This is a genomic window from Horticoccus luteus (assembly GCF_019464535.1).
Taxonomy (GTDB): domain Bacteria; phylum Verrucomicrobiota; class Verrucomicrobiia; order Opitutales; family Opitutaceae; genus Horticoccus; species Horticoccus luteus.
Map to the genome: position 1 here is coordinate 1,449,235 of NZ_CP080507.1, position 18,827 is coordinate 1,468,061.

Below are 18,827 nucleotides of genomic sequence, written 5' to 3' on the forward strand. Positions count from 1 at the left end.
ATGAAGCGAGCAATGACGCGGTGCAAAACAAGATCGCACGTAGTGCTCGTGGCGGGCTTCGAGCCATTCGGCGGCGACGCGATGAATCCGTCGGCCGAGATCGCGCGGGCGTTGGACGGGCGTGAAATCGGCGGGTGCGGGGTGCGCGGAGCGGTGCTGCCGTGCGCGTTTGGCGATGCGGTGGCAGAGTTGCGGCGACTGCTGCGGGCGCACCAGCCGGTGCTCGTGATCGGCGTGGGGCAGGCGGGCGGACGCGACGCGATCACACCGGAGCGCGTCGCGATCAACGTCGACGATGCGCGCATTCCGGACAACCGCGGGCGGCAGCCGATCGACCGGCCGGTCGTGGCTGGCGGGCCCGCGGCATATTGGTCGACGCTGCCGATCAAGGCGATCGTGGCGGCGTTACAGGCGCGCGGCGTGCCGGCGGCGGTGTCGCAAACGGCGGGGACGTTTGTGTGCAATCACGCGTTCTACGGATTGATGCATGCGTTGCGCCGGCGAAAAGGGGTGCGCGGCGGATTCGTGCACGTGCCGTGGGCGGACGAGCAAGGCAAACGCGGCCAGCCGGGTTTGCCGCTGGCCACGATGACCGAGGCGATCGCGACGGTCGTGGAGGTCGCGGTGACGACGCGACGCGATCGCCGCACGGGCGGCGGGCAGACACATTGACGCGGCGCGCCGCGCGTGGGCGCGAGATCAGTTGTTAAACCGGAAGAGCGCGACGTCGCCGTCGTCGAAGACGTATTCTTTGCCTTCGAGGCGATACTTGCCGGCTTCGCGCGCGGCAGCGGTCGAGCCGAGGCGTGCGAGGTCGGCGTAGCTGACGACTTCCGCTTTGATGAAGCCTTTTTCGAAGTCGGTGTGGATGACGCCGGCGGCTTGGGGAGCTTTCCAGCCTTTCTTGATCGTCCAAGCGCGGACTTCTTTCTCGCCGGCGGTGAAATACGTTTGCAGGCCGAGGAGGGCGTAGGTGCCGCGGATCAACGAGGAAACGCCGGAATCATCGACGCCGAAATCTTTGAGGAACGCTTTCGCCTCTTCGGGCGCGAGATCGATCAACTCGGCCTCGATCTTGGCACTGATCGGCACGTAAGCGGCGTCGTGATGCGTGCGGACGTAGTCGGCGACTTGCTGCACAAAGGGATTTTGCTCGGCGGTGGCGAGATCGCTTTCGGCGACGTTGCAGGCGAAGAGAACGGGTTTAGCGGTGAGTAATTGGATCAATTTCATCGCGGCCTTCTCGTCGTCGGTGGCAGGCAGCGTGTTGGCGGTTTTGCCGGCGTTGAGGTGGGGCTCGAGCTTCTGCAGGAGAGCGAGTTCCGCCTGCGCCTCTTTGTCGCCCGACTTGGCTTTCTTTTGCGTCTTGTCGATGCGTTTGGCGACGGCGTCGAGATCGGCGAGGACGAGCTCGGTCGTGATCACCTCGATGTCGCGGACCGGGTCGATCGTCCCCATGGTGTGAACGATGTCGGAGTCCTCGAAGCAGCGCACGACCTGCACGATGGCGTCGACCTCGCGGATGTTGGCGAGGAACTGGTTACCCAAACCTTCGCCCTTGCTGGCCCCGGCGACGAGGCCGGCGATATCGACGAACTCGATGGCGGCGGGGATGACGACGTTGGTTTTGGCGATCTTTTGCAGGACGGCGAGGCGTTCATCTGGAACGGTGACGACGCCGACGTTGGGATCGATCGTGCAGAACGGATAATTGGCGGCCTCGGCCTTGCGGGAACGGGTGAGCGCGTTGAAAAGAGTGGACTTGCCCACGTTGGGCAGGCCGACGATGCCAGCTTTGAGCATAAGACGGTCAACACAGCGGGGGAGTCGGGGCTTGACAAGCCATTTGCGGGTCCGTCTTGTCCTCAACTTTTCCAAGTAAGAATAGCTCCGTAAAACACTGTCATGGCTCTCAAAATTCGTCTGACCAAGGTTGGCTCCGTGCACCAGCCGCTTTATCGCGTTGTCGTCGCGGAAGCGCGTTCCCGCCGTGACGGCGCCGCGGTCGAAAACATCGGCACCTACACTCCGAAGACCAACGGTAACCCGATCAATATCAAGCTCGACCGCGTCGATTACTGGCTGAGCAAAGGCGCGCTGCCGACCGACACCGTTCACGCGATGATCAAGAAAGCCCGCCGGACCGAAGCGGCGACGGCGACGCCGGCGAGCGCCTGAGGCGAGACGTTCACCCAGGAAAAACTTTGATCGTGGGCCACCCGGCGCCCGATCTACCCGAAGCCTCGGATGCATTCCGGGGCTTTTCTTTTTAAGAAACGCTTCGTTTCCTGATCTTTTCTGCGCGAGGAATCAGCCGTGCCGCTGCATATTGACGTTCTGACGCTCTTTCCGCGGATGCTCGACGGCATTCTGGCCGAGAGCATTTTAGGGAAGGGTATTGAGGCGGGATTACTGAGCGTAAAAGTGCATGATTTGCGCGCGTGGTCGACGGACAAGCATCGCACGGCGGATGACCGGCCGTTTGGCGGCGGGGCGGGCATGGTGATGAAGCCGGAACCGGTCTTCGCCGCGATGGAGCAGTTGCAGACTCCTGGCTGCCGCCGCATTTATCTCACGCCCGACGGCACGCCGTTGTCGCCGAAAATCGCGGAGGCGCTTTCGCAGGAAACGCATCTCATTTTTCTCAGCGGCCACTACGAAGGCATTGATCAACGCATTCGCGACCACGTGATCGATCAGGAGCTGAGCATCGGGGATTACGTGCTCACCAATGGCACCTTGCCTGCGGCGGTGACGATCGATGCGTTGGCGCGTTTCATCCCCGGAGTGCTGGGCGAGGAAAAGTCGTTGACGCACGAATCCTTCACCAGCAAGTTGCTCGACTTTCCTCAATACACGCGTCCCGCCGAATATCGGGGCATGTCCGTCCCCGAGGTCCTTCTCTCGGGCAACCATGCCGAAATCGAGAAATGGCGGCACGCGCGACAGGTGGAGAAAACCCGTCAGGTCCGACCCGATTTACTCAATAACTCCGAGCCATGAACCCGATCATCACTGAGATCACCTCCGCGCAGGTGAAAAAAGACATTACGCCGTTCAAAACCGGCGACGGCGTGCGCGTGCACACGAAGGTCCGCGAAGGCGACAAAGAACGCGTGCAGGTTTATGCCGGCATCGTTATCGCCCGCAAGGGTCACGGCATTCACGAGACGTTCACCGTCCGCCGCATCAGCTACGGCGAAGGCGTGGAGCGCGTGTTTCCGGTCAACTCGCCGAATATCGACAAGATCGAGGTCGAGCGCGTGTCCGAGCCGATGCGGGCGCGCCTCTACTATCTCCGCCAGCGCAGCGGCAAGGCCGCCGTGGCGGTGAAGAAGCGGGTCAGCCACATGGGCAACACGGCGAGCTAAGCTCCGCCGTTCGGCCCAACTCTTTACCAGCGAGCCGTTGCCGGCTCGCTTTTTTGTGCCCAAGTTCGGACTTCCCGCGCTCGCCGATTCCCGCAACCATCCTATGTTCCTCTCATGACGCTTCAGACTCATCTCCTCGCCAAAGCCGCCAACCAAGCGCGTGGCCTCGCCATCGACGCCGTGCACACCTGCTCCTCCGGGCATCTCGGCCTGCCTCTCGGCTGTGCGGAAATCGGCGCGGTCCTTTACGGCCATGCGTTGGTGCACAATCCGGAGCGCCCCCGCTGGCTGAACCGCGATCGCTTTGTGCTCTCGGCCGGCCACGGCAGCATGTTCCTTTACAGCTGGCTGCACCTCAGCGGCTACGCGGTCTCGCAGGACGAACTGACGAAATTTCGCGCGCTGCACAGCATCACGCCGGGACATCCGGAATTTCGCGACACGCCTGGAGTCGAGGCGACGACTGGTCCGCTCGGACAAGGCATCGGCAACGCCGTCGGCATGGCGGTCGCGGGGCAAATGGCCGCGGCGCGCTTCAACACCGCCGACCACGCGATCTTCGACTACCATGTCGTCTGCCTCGCGGGAGATGGTTGCATGCAGGAAGGCGTGGCGATGGAAGCGATCGAATTCGCCGGCCACCAGAAACTGGACAACCTGATCCTGATTTACGATTCCAACGACGTCACGCTGGACGCGATGGCGGCGAAGACGCAGAGCGAAAATACCGCGGCGCGTTTCAAGGCCATCGAGTGGGATGTGCAGACGGTCGACGGCCACGACATGCCGGCCTTCCTGAAGGCGTTCAACAAGGCGAAGAAGTCCAAGAGCGGCAAGCCCCAGCTCATCATCGCCAAGACGCTCATTGCCCGCGGCATTCCCGAAGTCGCCGGCACGGCCAAAGGCCACGGCGAAGGCGGAGCCAAGTTTGCCGATGCCGCCCGTGCGGGTCTCGGCCTCCCGGCCGACCAGCACTTCTTCGTGAGCGACGATGTGCGGGCGTATTTCGCCGGCCACAAGCAGCGGCTCGTGCGCGCTTGCAACAAGTGGTCCAAGACCTACCGCGCCTGGCGCGAAGCGAACCCGGAAAAGGCGGCGTTGCTCGATTCGGCGTCGCAAGCGCCGAGCGCAGCGACGCTGTTGCAAAAGATCCCGGTCTTCCCCGCAGACGCGAAACTCGCGACGCGGGCGACGGGGCGCGATGTGCTGCAACCCATCGCGGCGGATCTGCCGTTGCTGATCGGCGGCAGCGCCGATCTTTACGGTTCGACGCTCAATTACATCGCGGCGGACAAGGATTTCGACACGACCAATCGCGCGGGCCGGAACATTCGCTTCGGCATTCGTGAGCATGGCATGGCGGCGATCGCCAACGGCATCGCCTACGACGGCCTGTTTCGCCCGAGTATCGCGACGTTTTTGGTTTTTGCGGACTATTCGCGGCCCTCGATGCGGCTCGCGGCGCTCTCGAAGTTGCCGGTGGTTTATATTTACACGCACGATTCGGTCGGCGTCGGGGAAGACGGGCCGACGCATCAGCCGGTGGAGACGATCTCCGCGCTGCGCGTCATCCCGAATTTCGACGTGATCCGTCCCGCTGATCCTGAGGAGACCGCTGGTGCATTTGCCGCGGCCCTCGAGCGCGTGGACGGTCCCACGCTGCTTGCGTTGACGCGCCAGGCGCTGCCGACGTTGAACGAGATTCCGGTGGAAACGCGTCGTGAAGGAGCGCAGAAGGGCGGTTATGTGGCGGTGCGGGAGACGGCACCGCTCACGCACATCCTCTTGGCGAGCGGCAGCGAGCTGCAATACGCGGTTGCCGCTGCGAAGGAACTCGGGGCGGGCGTGCGCGTGGTATCGATGCCATCGTTCGAACGCTTTGACCGCCAGTCGGTGGAATATCGCGAATCGGTTTTGCCGCGCGATTGCCGCCGTCGGGTGTCCATCGAGGCGGGCGTGACCGATCTTTGGGCCCGGTATGTTGGGCTCGACGGCAAGTCCGTGGGCATCGACCGGTTCGGCCTGAGTGCGCCGGGCCCGGTGGTATTCAAGGAACTGGGTATCACGACCGACGCGGTGGTGGCAGCGGCCCGTTCGTTGAGCTGACCGCCGCTGGGGCGCCGATAATCATTCGCGCGCGGAAACGGAAATTTCCGCGCGCGCTTTTCAGGCCGGGCGCTTGCCCGTGAGCGTGAGCTTCGCGCCGGACGCGTGAATCGCTTTCACAACGGCGGGCGTGGGTCGGACGTCGGTCACGATCGTGAACCGCGGATCGAAGGGTGTCGTGAGACTGAGCGCTTTCCGGCCGAATTTCGAATTGTCCAACGCGAAGATGGTGCGTTCGGCAGCGGCGATCATTTTGCGCTGCGCGGCCACAATGAGGGTATTGTGATTCCAGATGCCGCTTTCGGTGATGCCCGCACCGCCAAGGATCGCGAGATCCGCGTGAGTTTGCTCGAACGACTGCTCGCACATCGGCCCGACCAAGACGCCGAGCCGGCTGTAGATGCTGCCACCGGTCACGATCGTCTCCACGCTACCGATCTCGCCGAAAAATCCCGCGACGGGCAGGGAATTGGTGATGACTTGCAGGCGTTTGTCGGCGAGCAGGCGCGCCACCGCGAAGGTCGTGCTGCCGCCATCGAGGATGACCGTCATGCCCGGCTGAACTTGAGCAGCGATGAGGCTGGCAATGGCAAATTTCTCTTCCGGGTGGCGCTGGTTACGCGCGATGAAATCATATTCTTGGGCCACCGCGTCGGCCTCCACGAGGGAGGCGCCGCCGTGGTGACGGCGCACGATGCCGCAGGTCTCCAGATGATCGAGCGCACGGCGGACCGTGGAGAGCGAGCCGGCGAATTTTTCCGCGAGCGTGCGGAGGTCGGCGTATTGATGCTCCCGGATGAAGCGTTCGATCAGGTCGATCCGCTGCTTGTGCGTCATGAGATTGGTGTAGCGAGACGCAGGAAAAGGTCGAGGTAAGCGTCGACCTGCCGGGTGACGTCGAACGTTTCGCGGGCAAACGCCCGGGCGCGGGCGGCGCGCAGCGGATCAGCTTCGGCAAAACGCAGCACTGCGGCGCGGAAGCCGTGGCGATCGCCCGGACGCAGCACCACGCCGGTTTCGCCAGGAATGAAGCACTCGCGGATACCCTGCGCGGCGCAGGCCACCGCCGGCAGGCCGTGCGCCTGGGCTTCGATGAGAAAGTTGGACAAAGATTCGCTGGTCGAGGCATGCACCGCGATGTCGCCGCCCGCATACAGGGCGGACGGGTCTTTCTGCCAGCCGAGGAATTTCACGCGCGCCGTGAGTCCGCGGGCCTCCGCGAGTTGTTCGCAGGCGGCGCGAGCCGGGCCGTCGCCAGCGAGCCAGAGTTGCCAGTCGAGTTCTGCCGGAAGACCGGCGGCGATTTCGATGAGCTCGCGCTGATTTTTTTCGGGTCGAAACATCGCGACGTTGAGCAGCACCGTCGTCGAGTCGCGCGCGCCGTGGACCGCGCGCACCGTGCCACGTGGTGAAGACGGAAGGGACTGCGGAGTATTCGCCGGAAAGACCAGAGAGTTGTAGATGACGGAGGAGCGAGCGGGAGCGAGGCGCTGCTCGACGAGGGCGTGATCGCGCGCCTCGCGGCTGTTGGCGACGACGTGCCGCACGCGGGGCAACGACCGCCGGAAAAGCCACGGCAGCGGTTTGCCGGTGCGCAGCGTGCCAACGATCGCGCAAGAGGGCAGGCGGCGTTGAAGGTGGCCGCTATAGCAATTGGCCATCCGTCCCATGCACAGAATCACCGCGGGGGCGAAGCGTCGGGCGCGCGACACGAGGCCCGGCGCAAACCAGTCGAGGTGCAGGTCGACCGGTTGCAGCGTGAGCCGGCTGACGGCGTTGCTGACCGTCGGGGCAAGGGGGCCGCCGGGACGAAAGGTGAGGAGGCCAACGGTGTGTCCGGCGTGAGCGAATTCGTTCGCGAGCAGGATCGATTGGCGCTCGGTGCCACCGCTGCGCAGATAGTCCTGCACGAGGAGGATTTTCATTGCGGGAGGGTCGGACAGGCGGAAAGTGGCAAGTCGGTTATTTTCATCCAAGCGTCATGCAACTTCTTCTTCGCTGGCTCGTATTGGCAATTGGCGTCGTGCTCGCGGCGAAGCTGGTGCCGGGTATTCACTATACCGATGGCGTGACGCTGATCGTGGTCGTGGTGCTGCTGAGTTTTTTCAACGCGATCCTGAAGCCGCTGCTGGTGTTGTTTACGTTGCCGTTCATCGTGATGACGTTGGGTCTGGGCATGATTTTGATCAATGCCTTGTTGTTTCTCTTCGTGGGGACGCTGGTGAGCGGGTTTTATGTGGAGGGCTTCTGGTCGGCGGTGGGCGGCTCGCTGATCGTGAGTTTTACGAATTTCATCTTAAGCCGTGTCTTGCGGGCGAGCCCGCGGCGGCCGGGACCACCGGCGCCTCCGCCGCCGGCGCGGCGCAAGGATGATGGCGGCGACGTGATCGATATCTGAGCGGGCGCGGGGCCAGGCGGCCCGCGAGTTTGAATTTGACGGTGCTGGAAGGCGCCGCGACGGTGGACGCAACTCACACCATGGCTGAATCTACGGAATACGATCTCGTTGTTATTGGTGGCGGTCCGGCGGGTTACGCGGGCGCCATCCGGGCCGGGCAGCTCGGCAAGCGCGTCGCGTGCGTGGAAATGGAGCGCGCGGGCGGCACCTGTTTAAACTGGGGCTGCATTCCGACGAAGGCGTTGCTCAAAAGCGCGGAGCTTTTTCAGAAGATCAAGAAGGCGGATACCTTTGGCCTCAGTGTGAAGGAGGCGGGCTTTGATTTCGCCAAGGTGATGGAGCGTTCGCGGGGCGTCGCGGGGCAGATGGCGAAGGGAGTCGAATTTCTCTTTCGTAAGAACAAGGTCGACTACTTCGTGGGGCGCGCGCAGGTCGCGGTGGCCGGGATGGTCGAAATCACCGAGGGCGAGCACAAAGGAAAGTTTCTCAAAACGAAAAACATCCTCATCGCGACGGGCTGCAAAATGCGGCGGATTCCGGATCTCGCGGTGGATGGGGTGCGGGTGATGACCTCACGCGAGGCGCTGGCGGCGAAGACGCTGCCCAAGTCGATCATCGTGGTGGGCGCCGGGGCGATCGGAGTGGAATTCGCCTATTTCTATAACGCGTTTGGCTCGAAAGTGACGTTGGTGGAAATGCTGCCGCAAATCCTGCCGGTCGAAGACGAGGAGGTGGCGAAGACGCTGCACCGCGCGTTCGAGAAGCAAGGCATCGCGGTCCACACCGGCACGAAGTGTGAAAACTTCCGCGTCGGGAAAGATGCGGTGAAGGTCAACTTGGTGAAGGACGGCAAGACCGAGGAGATCGAGGCGGAAGTGGTGCTGTCGGCGATCGGCGTGGTGCCGAATCTGGAGAGCGTGCTTTCGGCGAAAGTGAAGCTGGAGCTCGAGCGCAACTACGTGAAAGTCGACGACAGTTACCAGACCAGCGTGAAGGGCATTTACGCCGCGGGGGACATCATCGGACCTCCCTGGCTCGCCCACGTGGCCACCTATGAAGCGGTGAATGCGGTGAACGGATTGTTTGGCCATGGGCCCGCGAAGCGCGTGAAAAGTTTCCCGGGGTGCACGTATTGTCAGCCGCAGGTGGCCAGCACCGGGTTGACGGAGAAGGCGGCGAAGGAAAAGGGCCTCGACTACAAGGTGGGCAAATTCCCTTTCACGGCGTCTGGCAAAGCGGTGGCGTCGGCGGAAGCGGAGGGATTTGTCAAAGTGATCACCGACGCGAAATCAGGCGAAATCTACGGCGCGCATATCATCGGTTCCGAAGCGACGGAGTTGATCGCGGAATACGGATTGGCGATTCACCTGGAGGCGACGGCCGAGGAAATCCACCAGACGATTCACGCCCATCCGACGTTAAGCGAAGCAGTGATGGAGGCGGCGGCGGCGACGCTGGGCGAAGCGATTCATATCTGAAGCGCAGAGACTCGGGTCGCGGCAGGGTTTCCACTCGACACCGCGGACGCGGCGCGCATCAATTCGGCCGTTTTTGCGAGCGTAGCACAATGGATAGTGTAGTGGCCTCCGAAGCCATTGATCCGGGTTCGACTCCCGGCGCTCGCACCAAATCGCGCCTCGGCCCAAGCGTTTTTCGCTACGCGCGGCGAGACTCGGGTGCGGCGGAAGCGACTTCGAATGGCCGCGGCGGCAGACCTAGGCCCAAGCCGGGGGATTCTGGAGCTGCGGTTTCAGGACTCCGATGCACGGGAGGTTGCGGTAGCGTTCGGCGAAATCGAGACCGTAACCGATCACGAACTTATCGGGAATCTTGAACCCCACCAGATCGGCTTCGATCGGCACTTCGCGACGCCCTTGTTTGTCCAGCAGCACGCAGGTGCGCAGGCTCGCGGGGTTGAGCTTGCGGACGAGATTGGTGACGAGGAGGAGCGTCTTGCCGGTGTCGAGGATGTCGTCAATCAGCAGCACGTGGCGGTTGGCGATGTCGAGGGTGAGGCTGGCGACGACCTGGGGCACGCCGGTGGATTTCGTTTTGGTGCCGTAACTCGAAATGCGCACACAGTCGAGGCGCACGGGGTTGTCGATTTCGCGCATCAAATCAGCGGTGAACATGACCGCGCCGTTGATGATGGAAATGATCGTGAATTCGCCCGCGCCGTAGATTTCTTTGAGCTCGCGACCGAGACCGCGCACGCGCCGTTTGAGCTGCATTTCCGTGAAGAGCACGGATTCCAGATCGGGGTGGACGGGAGGAGTTTTGCGGGCGGACATGGCGTGGGCGCAGCTAGGCAAACCCGGCGGAGCGTGGCAACTCGATCCGGGCGGCGCGCCCGGGTTTATTCCTTTGACTTGCCCAGAGGCGAAATCTTGCTTCGGCGACTGTTCACGCCCGCGGCATGATTTCCATACGCATCGAAAACTTGACCAAGCGATTTGGGGCGGTGACCGCGCTGCACCACCTGAGCCTGACGATCGAACCCGGAGAGCTTTTTTTTCTGCTCGGTCCCAGTGGATGCGGAAAGACAACGCTGTTGCGGAGCATGGCGGGGTTTTACATTCCTGAAGAGGGGCGGATACTTTTTGGCGAAGAGGACGTGACGCGGCTCGCACCCCACAAGCGGAACACGGGCATGATGTTTCAAAGCTACGCGTTGTGGCCGCACATGACGGTGGCGCAGAACGTGGCGTTTGGGCTCGAGGAGCGAAAAGTGAGCAAGGAAGAGACCAAGCGCCGGGTGGCCGATGCACTGGAGTCGGTGCACATGAGTGAATACGCGGAGCGGCGTCCGAACCAGCTTTCCGGCGGGCAGCAACAGCGCGTGGCGCTCGCGCGGGCGTTGGTGATTCGACCGCGTTGCCTCTTGCTGGATGAGCCGCTTTCGAATCTCGACGCGAAACTGCGCCTCGACATGCGCATGGAAATCCGCCGCGTGTGCAAAGAGTTCAAGTTGACGACCGTCTATGTGACGCACGACCAAAAGGAGGCGCTGTCGATTTCCGATCGCATGGCGATTTTGGAAAACGGGCACATTTTGCAGGTCGGGACGCCGCGGGAGATTTATCGCCGGCCAGCGCGCAAGACGGTGGCGAATTTCATTGGAGAAACGGATTTTATTGCGGGCCGGATCATGGGAGCGATTGGTGGCCGGGCGACGGTGGAGACGGCGATCGGGCGGTTCGAAGGCGTGCTGGGCGATCCGGCGAGCGATCCCGGCGTGGGCGCGCCGGTGACGTTGTCGATCCGGCCCGAGTGCTGGACGTTGCAGCGCGAACCCGCGGCCAGAAACAACCTGCGCGGACGCATCGGCGAGGCGGTTTACCTGGGCGAGGTGGCGCAATACGAGTTTCTCGTGGGCGCGACGCGGTTGAAAATTTTTGAACTTAACCCACGCCATTTGGGGCGGGCGGCACAGGGCGAATTCTTCGCCTCGGTCGAGCCCGAGGACGTGGTGGTGCTGGTCGATTGACCGTGGGTGCGCACGGCTGTCCTTTTCGGGCGCGATGAAGCGGATCCTCATCCTCGTGACGCTGGCGCTGACCGTGGCGGTGCCTTTTCTTCTGCGGCCAAAGCAAACGGCTTCGATGTCCGCGGATGACACGTTGGTGATCATCACGCCGCACAACGAGGCGATCCGGCACGAATTTGCACGGGGCTTTCGCGAATGGTATCAGAAGCGGACGGGCCGGACGGTGTTCATCGACTGGCGCGTCATCGGTGGGACGAGCGAGATCGCGCGTTTTCTGGAAGGCGAATACGTTGCGTCGTTCCAAAATCTTTGGACCGGAAAAATGGGGAAGCCGTGGAGCACGGAAATTCAAGCAGGGTTTCAGAGTCATCGGCTCGGCCCGGATACGCCGGCGATCGTGCGCGAAGCGCGGGCAACGTTTCTCACCTCCGAGGCGAGTTGCGGCATCGATGTGTTTTTTGGGGGCGGCACGTATGATTTCGTCAAGCAGGCGCAGGCCGGGCGATTCGTGGCGTCGGGGGTTTTAAAGCATCATCCGGAGTGGTTCACCGACGACGTGATTCCGCGGGAGTATGCCGGCGAGGAATACTGGGATAAAGACGGGCTCTGGCTGGGCACGGTGCTCAGTTCCTACGGCATGATCTATAACCGGGATGCGTTGAAGCGACTGGGGTTCACGACGCCGCCGGCGCAGTGGACCGGAGCGGCGGATCCGCGTTTCTTTGGCGAGGTGGCGCTGGCGGATCCAACGAAGAGCGGATCGATCGCGAAGGCGTTCGAGAACATCATCCAGCAGCAGATGCAGCGGCGGTTGCGCCAACTGGAACGCAGCGAGCCGGCCGGCGACACCAAGACGCGCGAAGCGCAGGCGGTGCGAGAAGGTTGGGAGGCCGGCATGAGACTGCTGCAGCTCATCGGGGCGAATTCGCGCTATTTCACCGACACGTCGCAGAAGCCGCCGATCGATGTGGCGATGGGCAACTGTGCGATTGGGTTGTGCATCGATTTCTACGGTCGGCAGCAAGCGGAAGCGGTGGAGCGGCGCGGTGCCTCGGATCGCGTGGGTTTTGTCGCGCCTGTCGGCGGCACGGTGAGCTCAGTGGATCCGATCGCGTTGCTGCGCGGGGCGAAACACCGCGCGGTCGCCGAGGCGTTTATTGAATTTGTGATGTCGATGGACGGACAGAAACTTTGGAATTTCAAACCGGGCACGCCGGGTGGGCCGGAGCGGTTCGCGTTGCGCCGGCTGCCGGTGCGCAAGGATTTTTACCAGCACGAGGACTGGCTGCAGTGGCGCAGCGATCCCGAGGCCTCGCCATTCGATGCCACCGACCAGCTCATTTACCGGCCCGCGTGGACCGGGGGGCTATTTCGCGAGATGGCGTTTATTGTGCGCGTGATGTGTCAGGACACGCATGGCGAACTCGCGGATGCGTGGCGTGCGATCATCGCGGCGCCAGAGCCGCGGAAAGCGCAGGCGTTGGCGGTGCTGCAGGACATGAGCGCGGTGACCTATGCGCAGGCGAATGGCGCGATCAAGCAGGCGCTCTCGGCGAAGGACAAGGTCGAGGAAGTGCGCGAGGCCAACGAACTCGGCGACGCGTTTCGCAAAAACTACGCGCGGGCGAAAGCGATCGCGCAAGGACGCTGACGCGCCGCGCGCCTACAGGCGCGCAATCGCGTCGGCGAACGCGGCTTTGTCCGGCGCGGCGAAAAAGGCGGTGCCGGCGACAAAGGTATCGGCGCCATGCGCCCGGCACTCGGGGGCGGTCGTGAGGTCGATGCCGCCGTCGACCTCGAGGCGCCAGCGAAAGCCGCGCGCGGCGCGCCAGTCGGCGAGCGTGCGCATTTTGGCGAGGGTATCGCGACGGAAAGACTGTCCGCCGAAGCCGGGCTGCACGGTCATGACCAACACCAAGTCGACATGCGGCAGGAGGTGTTCCACGGCGGTGGCCGGCGTATCGGGATTGAGCACGATGCCGCATTGGCAGCCGAGCGCCCGAATCCGGGCGAGGGTTGCCTGATGATCGTAGGCGGGCTCAATGTGGATGCTGATCGAGCTGGCACCGGCAGTGGCAAACGCCTCCACGTAACGGTGCGGCTCATCGAGCATCAGATGCGTGTCGAAAAATTGAGTGGCGCCTGCCGCACGCAGCGCGGCGACCGTGCCGGGGCCAAATGTGAGGTTGGGCACGAAGTGAGCATCCATGATATCAACATGGAGCCATCGCAGGCCCAAGTTCGCCGGGATGCGTGCGCTGGCGGCGAGGTGAGCGTGATCGCCAGCGAGAAGTGAAGGGGAGAGCAGCGGGGGATGCATCGGCGAAACAGTTACCAGACGTCGAGTACGGCGTGCGCGACCTTACCGGAGATCAGTTCCGCCAAGATCGGGAGCATCTGGTATTCGGATTGTTCCAGGCCGCTATCGGTGAAGACATCGCGCTGCGCCTGAATCGGGCGTTTCTCGAAGAGGAGTTTGCCGGTGTGGTTGTCGCGCAAGGTGGCGACGACACTGAGCGTGACGGTAAACGAGCGGGCTAGGCCGGTGTCGCCGGTCCGCACTGTGGCGACTTCACGTTGGTAGTTGACGATCGTGACCGTGAGGGTGACGTCCGCATCCGCGGCGGCATTGGCGAGCGAGACCCGGCCGTCGTTGGCGAGGGCGGTGCGAATCTGGGTGGTCAGAATGGCCTGCGACTGGGGGATGAGGGCCTTTGTCTGCACCGGCGCGACGTAAATGGTGTTCCAAGCCAGATGGCCGGAGGTGCCGAGCTGATAGTGCGAGCAGCCGGAGAAGCTTGTGAGGCCGATCAGGCCCAAGAGCGAACACGAGGCAAGGGAGACGAAGAACCTGAGGCAGAAGGAAGCTCGCATGCGTGACCTCAATGGACGTCGCGCCGGCCCGAGTGACAAACCAAAATACCGCGGCGGGGGGACGGTATCAGAATAACCAGAAACGTTTCTTCTTGTGCGATTCGCCGGGGACGGGTTTGCCGGCGGCCTTGGCTTCAACCTGCGTAAGGCGAACCTTCGCGCGGCGGGCGACATCGGAATCCGGGAAAGCGGTGATGGCTTCGTTGTAGAAGACGCGAGCGGCCGTGTAGTTGTCGCGTTTGTAGAAGTAGAAATCACCCATCTTCATCTTACTTTCCGCGAGCATCGTCTTCATCCGGTTGAGGCCAGCTTCGGATTCAGGCACGTCGGCATCGCTGGGGAAGAGGATAAGAAAGTCCTCGAAATAGGTGATGGATTCCTTGGTGGAGCCTTGGTCGTATTCCGGGCCCTGCACCAAACTGGCGTGTTCTTTCGCGATGTTCAGGTAGGCGTCGGGTGCGAGGAGACTCTGGGGATAGTTGTTGATCAGGCGGTCGAGGGCGTCGATCGCCTCTTCGATGTTGCCCAATCTTTGATGGGCGCGGGCGATGCTCATCAACGCGAGAGGCGCGTAATCGCTGTAAGGAGCGTCGACGAGGAGGATTTCGAAATACTCGATGCCTTTGGAGCGGGCGGTGAAGCCAGGGATAATGCCCCAATAGTGATTGCGGGCGCCGTCGAGGAGGCGGGCGGCGATGCGGTATTGTTCGCCGATGATTTCGTTGAAGCGCCGGGTGTTGGGGTAGCGACTGATGAGGGATTGGAACGCCTCAAAGGCCTTGAAGTATTCCTTGCGGCCGAGGCGGAGGTGCGCGGCGCGAAAGAGGGCTTCCGGCGCGTAAATGGAGTTGGGATATTTCTTGGCGACCTTGCTGTAGGAACCGATCGCGGATCCCGCGCTGCCGCGGTCCTCGGCGCGGCGGGCGTTGTTCATCAACTCAAGGGCATTGCGCGCTTCGGGGCCGGCAAGCCCGGACAAGGAGCCGCCTTCGAGGCTCCAACCAGTCTGCGGATTCCAGACGATCTCCGCGCTGACTCGCGCCGGGACGCCGACCAGAAGAACCGCAAGAAGCGCGGGAAGAATGCGGCGGAGCGCGAGGGCAAACGTCATGTGCGAATAAAGAGTCACCAGCGAATCAGCGCTGCCCCATAGGTCAAGCCCGCCCCAAATGCGACGAGGAGGATGAGGTCGCCGGACTTGATCCGGCCGGCGCGACGGGCTTCGTCGAGGGCGATGGGAATCGAAGCGGAAGAGGTGTTACCGTAGCGGTCGACGTTCACGTAAAAGCGCTCGATGGGCAGTTCGAGGTATTGGGCGATGGCGTCGATGATGCGCAGGTTGGCCTGATGAGGAATCACGCAGGCGATGTGATCAGCGTGGATTTTGTGTTGTTCCAGTATTTCCCGGGAGGCGCGTTCCATCGCGAAGACGGCGCGCTTGAAAACTTCCTTTCCTTTCATGCGCAGGAAGTGCTCGCGATTGGCGATGGATTCCGCGGTCGCGGGGTGGGAACTGCCGCCTTTGGGAATGTTAAGGAGATCCACGCCATCGCCGTAGGCGCCGAGGCGGGTGCCGATCAAACCGATGCCGGGCGTGTCGGACAAGCCGATCACGGCCGCGCCTGCGCCATCGCCGAAGAGGACGCAGGTACTGCGGTCGGTCCAATCGACAACGGAGGAGAGTTTTTCGACGCCGATGATGAGTGCCTTGTGGTAACGCCCGGAGGTGAGCATGGCGCACCCCGTGTCGAGGGCATAGACGAAGCCGGAGCAGGCGGCGTTGAGGTCGAAGCAGGCGGTGGTGGTGCGCAGGCCGAGCTTATGCTGGATGATGCAGGAGGCCGCGGGCAGCGCCATGTCGGCGGTGACGGTGGCGACAATCAGCAGGTCGATCTCGTCGGCTGAAACCTGGGCGTCGGCGAGCGCCGCGCGGGCGGCGTGAACGGCCATGTCGGAGGTGTGTTCGCCCGGGGCGGCGATGCGGCGTTCGCGGATGCCACTGCGCGTGGTGATCCACTCATCGGAGGTGTCGACCATCTTGGACAGCTCGGCATTCGTGAGGACGCGGGACGGGGCGTAAGAACCGGTTCCCAGGATGACGGTGGAGGGTTGAGCCATGAAGAGGAGCGCCCCGAACCGGGCGCGAAGGACGAATCAGGCGGCTGGTTGCTCCAGCCGGGCGTTGGCGCGCGTGATGTCAGCCTCGATGAGGTGATTCATGTCCGCCTTGATGACTTCACCGGCGGCGCGAATGGCGCTTTTGAGGGCGTAGCGGTTGCTGGAGCCGTGAGCCTTGAGGATCGTGCCGCGGAGGCCGAGGAGGGGGGCGCCGCCGTAGCGTTCGGGGTTGATGCGTTCCTTGAACGAGTTGAACGCGCCTTTGGAGAGGAGAGCGCCGGCTTTGCGGAGAGGGTTGGCGCTGAGTTCTTCCTTCAGCATCGATTTGAAGAAATTCACGAGCGACTCCCAGCTCTTGAGCATGATGTTGCCGACGAAGCCGTCGCAGACGACGACGTCGACATGGTCGGTGAACACTTGGAACCCTTCAATCGGACCGGCGTAATTGATGATATCGTCGACGCGGCGCAGCAGCTCGTTGGTCTCGGTGATGAGGGCGTTGCCTTTACCTTCCTCGGTGCCGATCGTCATGAGCCCGACGCGGGGCCGGGCGATGCCGAGCATGACGCGGCAATAGTGGCTGCCGAGAATGGCGTTGTGCACCAGATGCTCGGGACGCGCCTCGGGATTGGCGCCGGCGTCGATGAGGATAAAGTGGCCGTTTTCGCGCGGGATCACGGCGGCGAGGGCAGGGCGGGCGATGCCCTCCATCGGACGCAGTTTCAACGTGCCGCCGGCCATGAGTGCGCCGGTGTTGCCGCAACTCACGATGGCGCAGGCTTCGCCGTTCTTAACCAGCTCGATGGCGCGCACCATCGACGAGTCTTTCTTGCGCTTGATGCCCGCGAGGGGCTTGTCGTCCATCGCGATGACTTCCGACGCGTGGAAAACGGACGCGCGCGGCGAATTTGCGAGCTGGGCGCTGGCGAGCAGCGGTGTGAGCACCGCGGTGTCGCCAACCAGCGTAATGGGATTGAGATCCGGGAACTCGGCGAGGGCGAGTTGGACGGCTGCAACGACTTCGGCCGGACCCAAGTCGCCGCCCATGGCGTCGACGGCAATTCGTCCGGAGACGCCGGAAGAGGTAACCATCGCAGGGATGGATGCGCCGCGGGGGCGCTTAGACCTCCACGTCGAGCACTTGCCGGCCGCGATACATGCCGGTCTTGGGATTCACGCGATGCGGGCGCATCAAACCGCCGTCGGTATCTTTAGCGAATTCTGGGGCCTTAAAGGCGTTGGCGGCGCGACGGTTGGCGCTGCGGCGCTTGGACTGCTTGCGTTTCGGATTGGCCATGAGGAGTGCGAGTTAAAGGATTGAGGCGCCGCCGGGAAGGAGGCGAATGTTGAGAGTGAAAGGGGAAGGAGTAAAAGGTCGCGTTCCGGGGCGTCAAGCGCGGAACCAAGCGGGCTTTCAACGGAGCGAAAACCACGCCAGGACCAAGGCCAGGGCGATGCGATAATAGGCAAAAACAGCGAGGCCGTGGCGGGAGAGAAAAGAGACGAGGAACTTCACCGCGATCGCCGCGGCGACGGCGGCGACGGCGATGCCGAGGAGGACGTGGGACCAGCCGAAAACTTGAATCATCGCGGCTCCGGATTTGGCGCCTTTCACGAACGCGGCGCCGGTGAGCACGGGCAGGCCGACGAGAAAACTGAACTCCGCGGCGCGAGCGGGACTGAGACCGGCCAGATAGCCGCCGACGATCGTCACCATCGAGCGGCTCGTGCCGGGCCACAGTGCGAGGCATTGCATGAAACCGATGCCGGTTGCCTGACGCGGCGTCAAATCGACGGGTTCGCGCTCCGGATGCGCGGGCTGGCGGCGCCGCCAAGCCTCGATCACGAGCATCAGGATGGCGCCGGCGATTTGGGCGGCGATGACGGCGCCGACGGAGAAGAGATGGACGTCGATCCAATGGTTGAGCGCCAGGCCGATGATGGCGACGGGGACGAACGCGCAGACGAGATTGCGAAAAAGGCGCAGGCCCGCCGGATCGCGGCCGAGCAATCCGCTGAAGACCGAAAGGATGGGGCGCCAATAGAGCAGGACGACCGCGATAATCGCGCCGGCTTGGATGACGACCGTGTAGGTGTCGGCGGCGAGTTTGAGCGTGAGCGGCACGCCCGCGGGATCCTTGACGGAAGGTTTCTTGTGCCAGAGCGGCTGGCCGGCCGCATCGCGCAACGGGTGTTCTGAATCGAGATGGAGAGCGTGGGTGGCAATAATGAGATGGCCGGTCGAGGAGATCGGGAGGAATTCGGTGACGCCCTCGATCACGCCGAGAATGACGGCATCGCCCGCGCTGAGTTCGGCCGCAGCGGCGGAGGCCGGGACGGCGGGACCGCGTTGAGCAGAAGTGGCCGGGGCGGGAGTGGCCGCGCGGGCGGCAGCGATGACGCTGAGAAAAAAGAGAGCGAAGAGGAAACGGCGCACGGTCGTGTGGGTTTCAGCTTTGGCCATGAGGCGCAA

Annotated in this window: 20 protein-coding genes and 1 tRNA gene; 10 read left to right on the top strand and 11 right to left on the bottom strand. The window is 63.1% G+C overall.

Annotated features, from left to right (window positions below):
- Window positions 1–12 precede the first annotated feature (12 nt).
- Window positions 13–672 (top strand): pyroglutamyl-peptidase I, encoded by a 660-nt coding sequence (gene pcp / locus K0B96_RS05975; protein WP_255558919.1) that lies wholly within the window; start codon window positions 13–15, stop codon window positions 670–672.
- A gap of 27 nt (window positions 673–699) precedes the next feature.
- Here pcp and ychF read toward each other — a convergent pair whose 3' ends face one another.
- Complete coding sequence (gene ychF / locus K0B96_RS05980) at window positions 700–1,803, bottom strand: redox-regulated ATPase YchF (protein ID WP_220164941.1); 1,104 nt, start codon at window positions 1,801–1,803, stop codon at window positions 700–702.
- Between the two features lie 102 nt (window positions 1,804–1,905).
- Between ychF and rpsP the strand changes: the two genes are divergently transcribed.
- The 4 genes from rpsP to tkt all read left to right on the top strand — a co-directional run bounded on the left by rpsP (window position 1,906) and on the right by tkt (window position 5,477).
- A complete protein-coding gene (gene rpsP / locus K0B96_RS05985; protein WP_220164944.1) occupies window positions 1,906–2,178 on the top strand; it encodes a 30S ribosomal protein S16 in 273 nt (90 codons plus the stop codon).
- A 138-nt stretch (window positions 2,179–2,316) separates the two neighbouring features.
- A complete protein-coding gene (gene trmD, locus K0B96_RS05990; protein ID WP_220164946.1) occupies window positions 2,317–3,003 on the top strand; it encodes a tRNA (guanosine(37)-N1)-methyltransferase TrmD in 687 nt (228 codons plus the stop codon).
- On the top strand, window positions 3,000–3,371 hold the full coding sequence (gene rplS, locus K0B96_RS05995) for a 50S ribosomal protein L19 (RefSeq protein ID WP_220164948.1): 372 nt from the start codon (window positions 3,000–3,002) through the stop codon (window positions 3,369–3,371). The genes trmD and rplS overlap by 4 nt, the downstream gene beginning before the upstream one ends.
- Window positions 3,372–3,485: 114 nt before the next feature.
- On the top strand, window positions 3,486–5,477 hold the full coding sequence (gene tkt, locus K0B96_RS06000) for a transketolase (protein ID WP_220164950.1): 1,992 nt from the start codon (window positions 3,486–3,488) through the stop codon (window positions 5,475–5,477).
- Window positions 5,478–5,537: 60 nt separating this feature from the next.
- On the opposite strand, the gene K0B96_RS06005 is transcribed toward tkt, so the two are convergent.
- Both K0B96_RS06005 and K0B96_RS06010 read right to left on the bottom strand, forming a co-directional pair.
- Complete coding sequence (locus K0B96_RS06005; RefSeq protein WP_220164959.1) at window positions 5,538–6,314, bottom strand: DeoR/GlpR family DNA-binding transcription regulator; 777 nt, start codon at window positions 6,312–6,314, stop codon at window positions 5,538–5,540.
- Window positions 6,311–7,402 carry a glycosyltransferase gene (locus K0B96_RS06010; protein ID WP_220164961.1) on the bottom strand — a complete coding sequence of 364 codons (1,092 nt, stop codon included), beginning with the start codon at window positions 7,400–7,402 and terminating at the stop codon, window positions 6,311–6,313. Before K0B96_RS06010 ends, K0B96_RS06005 begins: the two co-directional genes overlap by 4 nt.
- A gap of 56 nt (window positions 7,403–7,458) precedes the next feature.
- Between K0B96_RS06010 and K0B96_RS06015 the strand changes: the two genes are divergently transcribed.
- The 3 genes from K0B96_RS06015 (at window position 7,459) to K0B96_RS06025 (ending at window position 9,503) form a co-directional block, all read left to right on the top strand.
- Window positions 7,459–7,875 carry a phage holin family protein gene (locus tag K0B96_RS06015; protein WP_220164963.1) on the top strand — a complete coding sequence of 139 codons (417 nt, stop codon included), beginning with the start codon at window positions 7,459–7,461 and terminating at the stop codon, window positions 7,873–7,875.
- A gap of 80 nt (window positions 7,876–7,955) precedes the next feature.
- Window positions 7,956–9,353 carry a dihydrolipoyl dehydrogenase gene (gene lpdA, locus K0B96_RS06020; RefSeq protein ID WP_220164965.1) on the top strand — a complete coding sequence of 466 codons (1,398 nt, stop codon included), beginning with the start codon at window positions 7,956–7,958 and terminating at the stop codon, window positions 9,351–9,353.
- A 75-nt stretch (window positions 9,354–9,428) separates the two neighbouring features.
- A tRNA-Arg gene (locus K0B96_RS06025) sits at window positions 9,429–9,503 on the top strand.
- 87 nt (window positions 9,504–9,590) lie between these two features.
- On the opposite strand, the gene hpt is transcribed toward K0B96_RS06025, so the two are convergent.
- A complete protein-coding gene (hpt, locus tag K0B96_RS06030) occupies window positions 9,591–10,166 on the bottom strand; it encodes a hypoxanthine phosphoribosyltransferase (protein ID WP_220164967.1) in 576 nt (191 codons plus the stop codon).
- A 125-nt stretch (window positions 10,167–10,291) separates the two neighbouring features.
- Between hpt and K0B96_RS06035 the strand changes: the two genes are divergently transcribed.
- Window positions 10,292–11,362 (top strand): ABC transporter ATP-binding protein, encoded by a 1,071-nt coding sequence (locus K0B96_RS06035; RefSeq protein ID WP_220164969.1) that lies wholly within the window; start codon window positions 10,292–10,294, stop codon window positions 11,360–11,362.
- A gap of 34 nt (window positions 11,363–11,396) precedes the next feature.
- Window positions 11,397–13,013 carry an ABC transporter substrate-binding protein gene (locus tag K0B96_RS06040; protein WP_220164971.1) on the top strand — a complete coding sequence of 539 codons (1,617 nt, stop codon included), beginning with the start codon at window positions 11,397–11,399 and terminating at the stop codon, window positions 13,011–13,013.
- A 12-nt stretch (window positions 13,014–13,025) separates the two neighbouring features.
- Here the strand turns inward: K0B96_RS06040 and rpe are convergent, their stop codons facing one another.
- From rpe to K0B96_RS06075, 7 genes are all read right to left on the bottom strand, one after another.
- Window positions 13,026–13,682 (bottom strand): ribulose-phosphate 3-epimerase, encoded by a 657-nt coding sequence (gene rpe / locus K0B96_RS06045; RefSeq protein WP_220164973.1) that lies wholly within the window; start codon window positions 13,680–13,682, stop codon window positions 13,026–13,028.
- An 11-nt stretch (window positions 13,683–13,693) separates the two neighbouring features.
- Window positions 13,694–14,236 (bottom strand): LPS assembly lipoprotein LptE, encoded by a 543-nt coding sequence (lptE, locus tag K0B96_RS06050; protein ID WP_220164975.1) that lies wholly within the window; start codon window positions 14,234–14,236, stop codon window positions 13,694–13,696.
- Between the two features lie 67 nt (window positions 14,237–14,303).
- The gene (gene bamD, locus K0B96_RS06055; protein WP_220164977.1) at window positions 14,304–15,347 is read right to left on the bottom strand and encodes an outer membrane protein assembly factor BamD; all 1,044 of its coding nucleotides are present in this window, start codon (window positions 15,345–15,347) and stop codon (window positions 14,304–14,306) included.
- 14 nt (window positions 15,348–15,361) lie between these two features.
- Entirely contained in the window at window positions 15,362–16,354 is a 993-nt protein-coding gene (locus tag K0B96_RS06060) for a beta-ketoacyl-ACP synthase III (protein ID WP_220164979.1), read from the bottom strand.
- A 36-nt stretch (window positions 16,355–16,390) separates the two neighbouring features.
- Window positions 16,391–17,446, bottom strand: coding sequence for a phosphate acyltransferase PlsX (gene plsX, locus K0B96_RS06065; protein ID WP_220164981.1), 1,056 nt, complete (start codon window positions 17,444–17,446; stop codon window positions 16,391–16,393).
- A 28-nt stretch (window positions 17,447–17,474) separates the two neighbouring features.
- Window positions 17,475–17,651, bottom strand: a complete 177-nt coding sequence (rpmF, locus tag K0B96_RS06070; protein WP_220164983.1) for a 50S ribosomal protein L32 — start codon at window positions 17,649–17,651, stop codon at window positions 17,475–17,477.
- Window positions 17,652–17,768: 117 nt separating this feature from the next.
- Window positions 17,769–18,818 (bottom strand): undecaprenyl-diphosphate phosphatase, encoded by a 1,050-nt coding sequence (locus K0B96_RS06075; protein ID WP_220164985.1) that lies wholly within the window; start codon window positions 18,816–18,818, stop codon window positions 17,769–17,771.
- Between the last annotated feature and the right edge of the window lie 9 nt (window positions 18,819–18,827).

Coding starts and splice junctions, on each gene's coding strand:
- pcp (WP_255558919.1), top strand. CDS start 13: ATGACGCGGTGCAAAACAAGATCGCACGTAGTGCTCGTGGCGGGCTTC.
- ychF (WP_220164941.1), bottom strand. CDS start 1,803: ATGCTCAAAGCTGGCATCGTCGGCCTGCCCAACGTGGGCAAGTCCACT.
- rpsP (WP_220164944.1), top strand. CDS start 1,906: ATGGCTCTCAAAATTCGTCTGACCAAGGTTGGCTCCGTGCACCAGCCG.
- rplS (WP_220164948.1), top strand. CDS start 3,000: ATGAACCCGATCATCACTGAGATCACCTCCGCGCAGGTGAAAAAAGAC.
- tkt (WP_220164950.1), top strand. CDS start 3,486: ATGACGCTTCAGACTCATCTCCTCGCCAAAGCCGCCAACCAAGCGCGT.
- K0B96_RS06005 (WP_220164959.1), bottom strand. CDS start 6,314: ATGACGCACAAGCAGCGGATCGACCTGATCGAACGCTTCATCCGGGAG.
- K0B96_RS06010 (WP_220164961.1), bottom strand. CDS start 7,402: ATGAAAATCCTCCTCGTGCAGGACTATCTGCGCAGCGGTGGCACCGAG.
- K0B96_RS06015 (WP_220164963.1), top strand. CDS start 7,459: ATGCAACTTCTTCTTCGCTGGCTCGTATTGGCAATTGGCGTCGTGCTC.
- lpdA (WP_220164965.1), top strand. CDS start 7,956: ATGGCTGAATCTACGGAATACGATCTCGTTGTTATTGGTGGCGGTCCG.
- hpt (WP_220164967.1), bottom strand. CDS start 10,166: ATGTCCGCCCGCAAAACTCCTCCCGTCCACCCCGATCTGGAATCCGTG.
- K0B96_RS06035 (WP_220164969.1), top strand. CDS start 10,292: ATGATTTCCATACGCATCGAAAACTTGACCAAGCGATTTGGGGCGGTG.
- K0B96_RS06040 (WP_220164971.1), top strand. CDS start 11,397: ATGAAGCGGATCCTCATCCTCGTGACGCTGGCGCTGACCGTGGCGGTG.
- rpe (WP_220164973.1), bottom strand. CDS start 13,682: ATGCATCCCCCGCTGCTCTCCCCTTCACTTCTCGCTGGCGATCACGCT.
- lptE (WP_220164975.1), bottom strand. CDS start 14,236: ATGCGAGCTTCCTTCTGCCTCAGGTTCTTCGTCTCCCTTGCCTCGTGT.
- bamD (WP_220164977.1), bottom strand. CDS start 15,347: ATGACGTTTGCCCTCGCGCTCCGCCGCATTCTTCCCGCGCTTCTTGCG.
- K0B96_RS06060 (WP_220164979.1), bottom strand. CDS start 16,354: ATGGCTCAACCCTCCACCGTCATCCTGGGAACCGGTTCTTACGCCCCG.
- plsX (WP_220164981.1), bottom strand. CDS start 17,446: ATGGTTACCTCTTCCGGCGTCTCCGGACGAATTGCCGTCGACGCCATG.
- rpmF (WP_220164983.1), bottom strand. CDS start 17,651: ATGGCCAATCCGAAACGCAAGCAGTCCAAGCGCCGCAGCGCCAACCGT.
- K0B96_RS06075 (WP_220164985.1), bottom strand. CDS start 18,818: ATGGCCAAAGCTGAAACCCACACGACCGTGCGCCGTTTCCTCTTCGCT.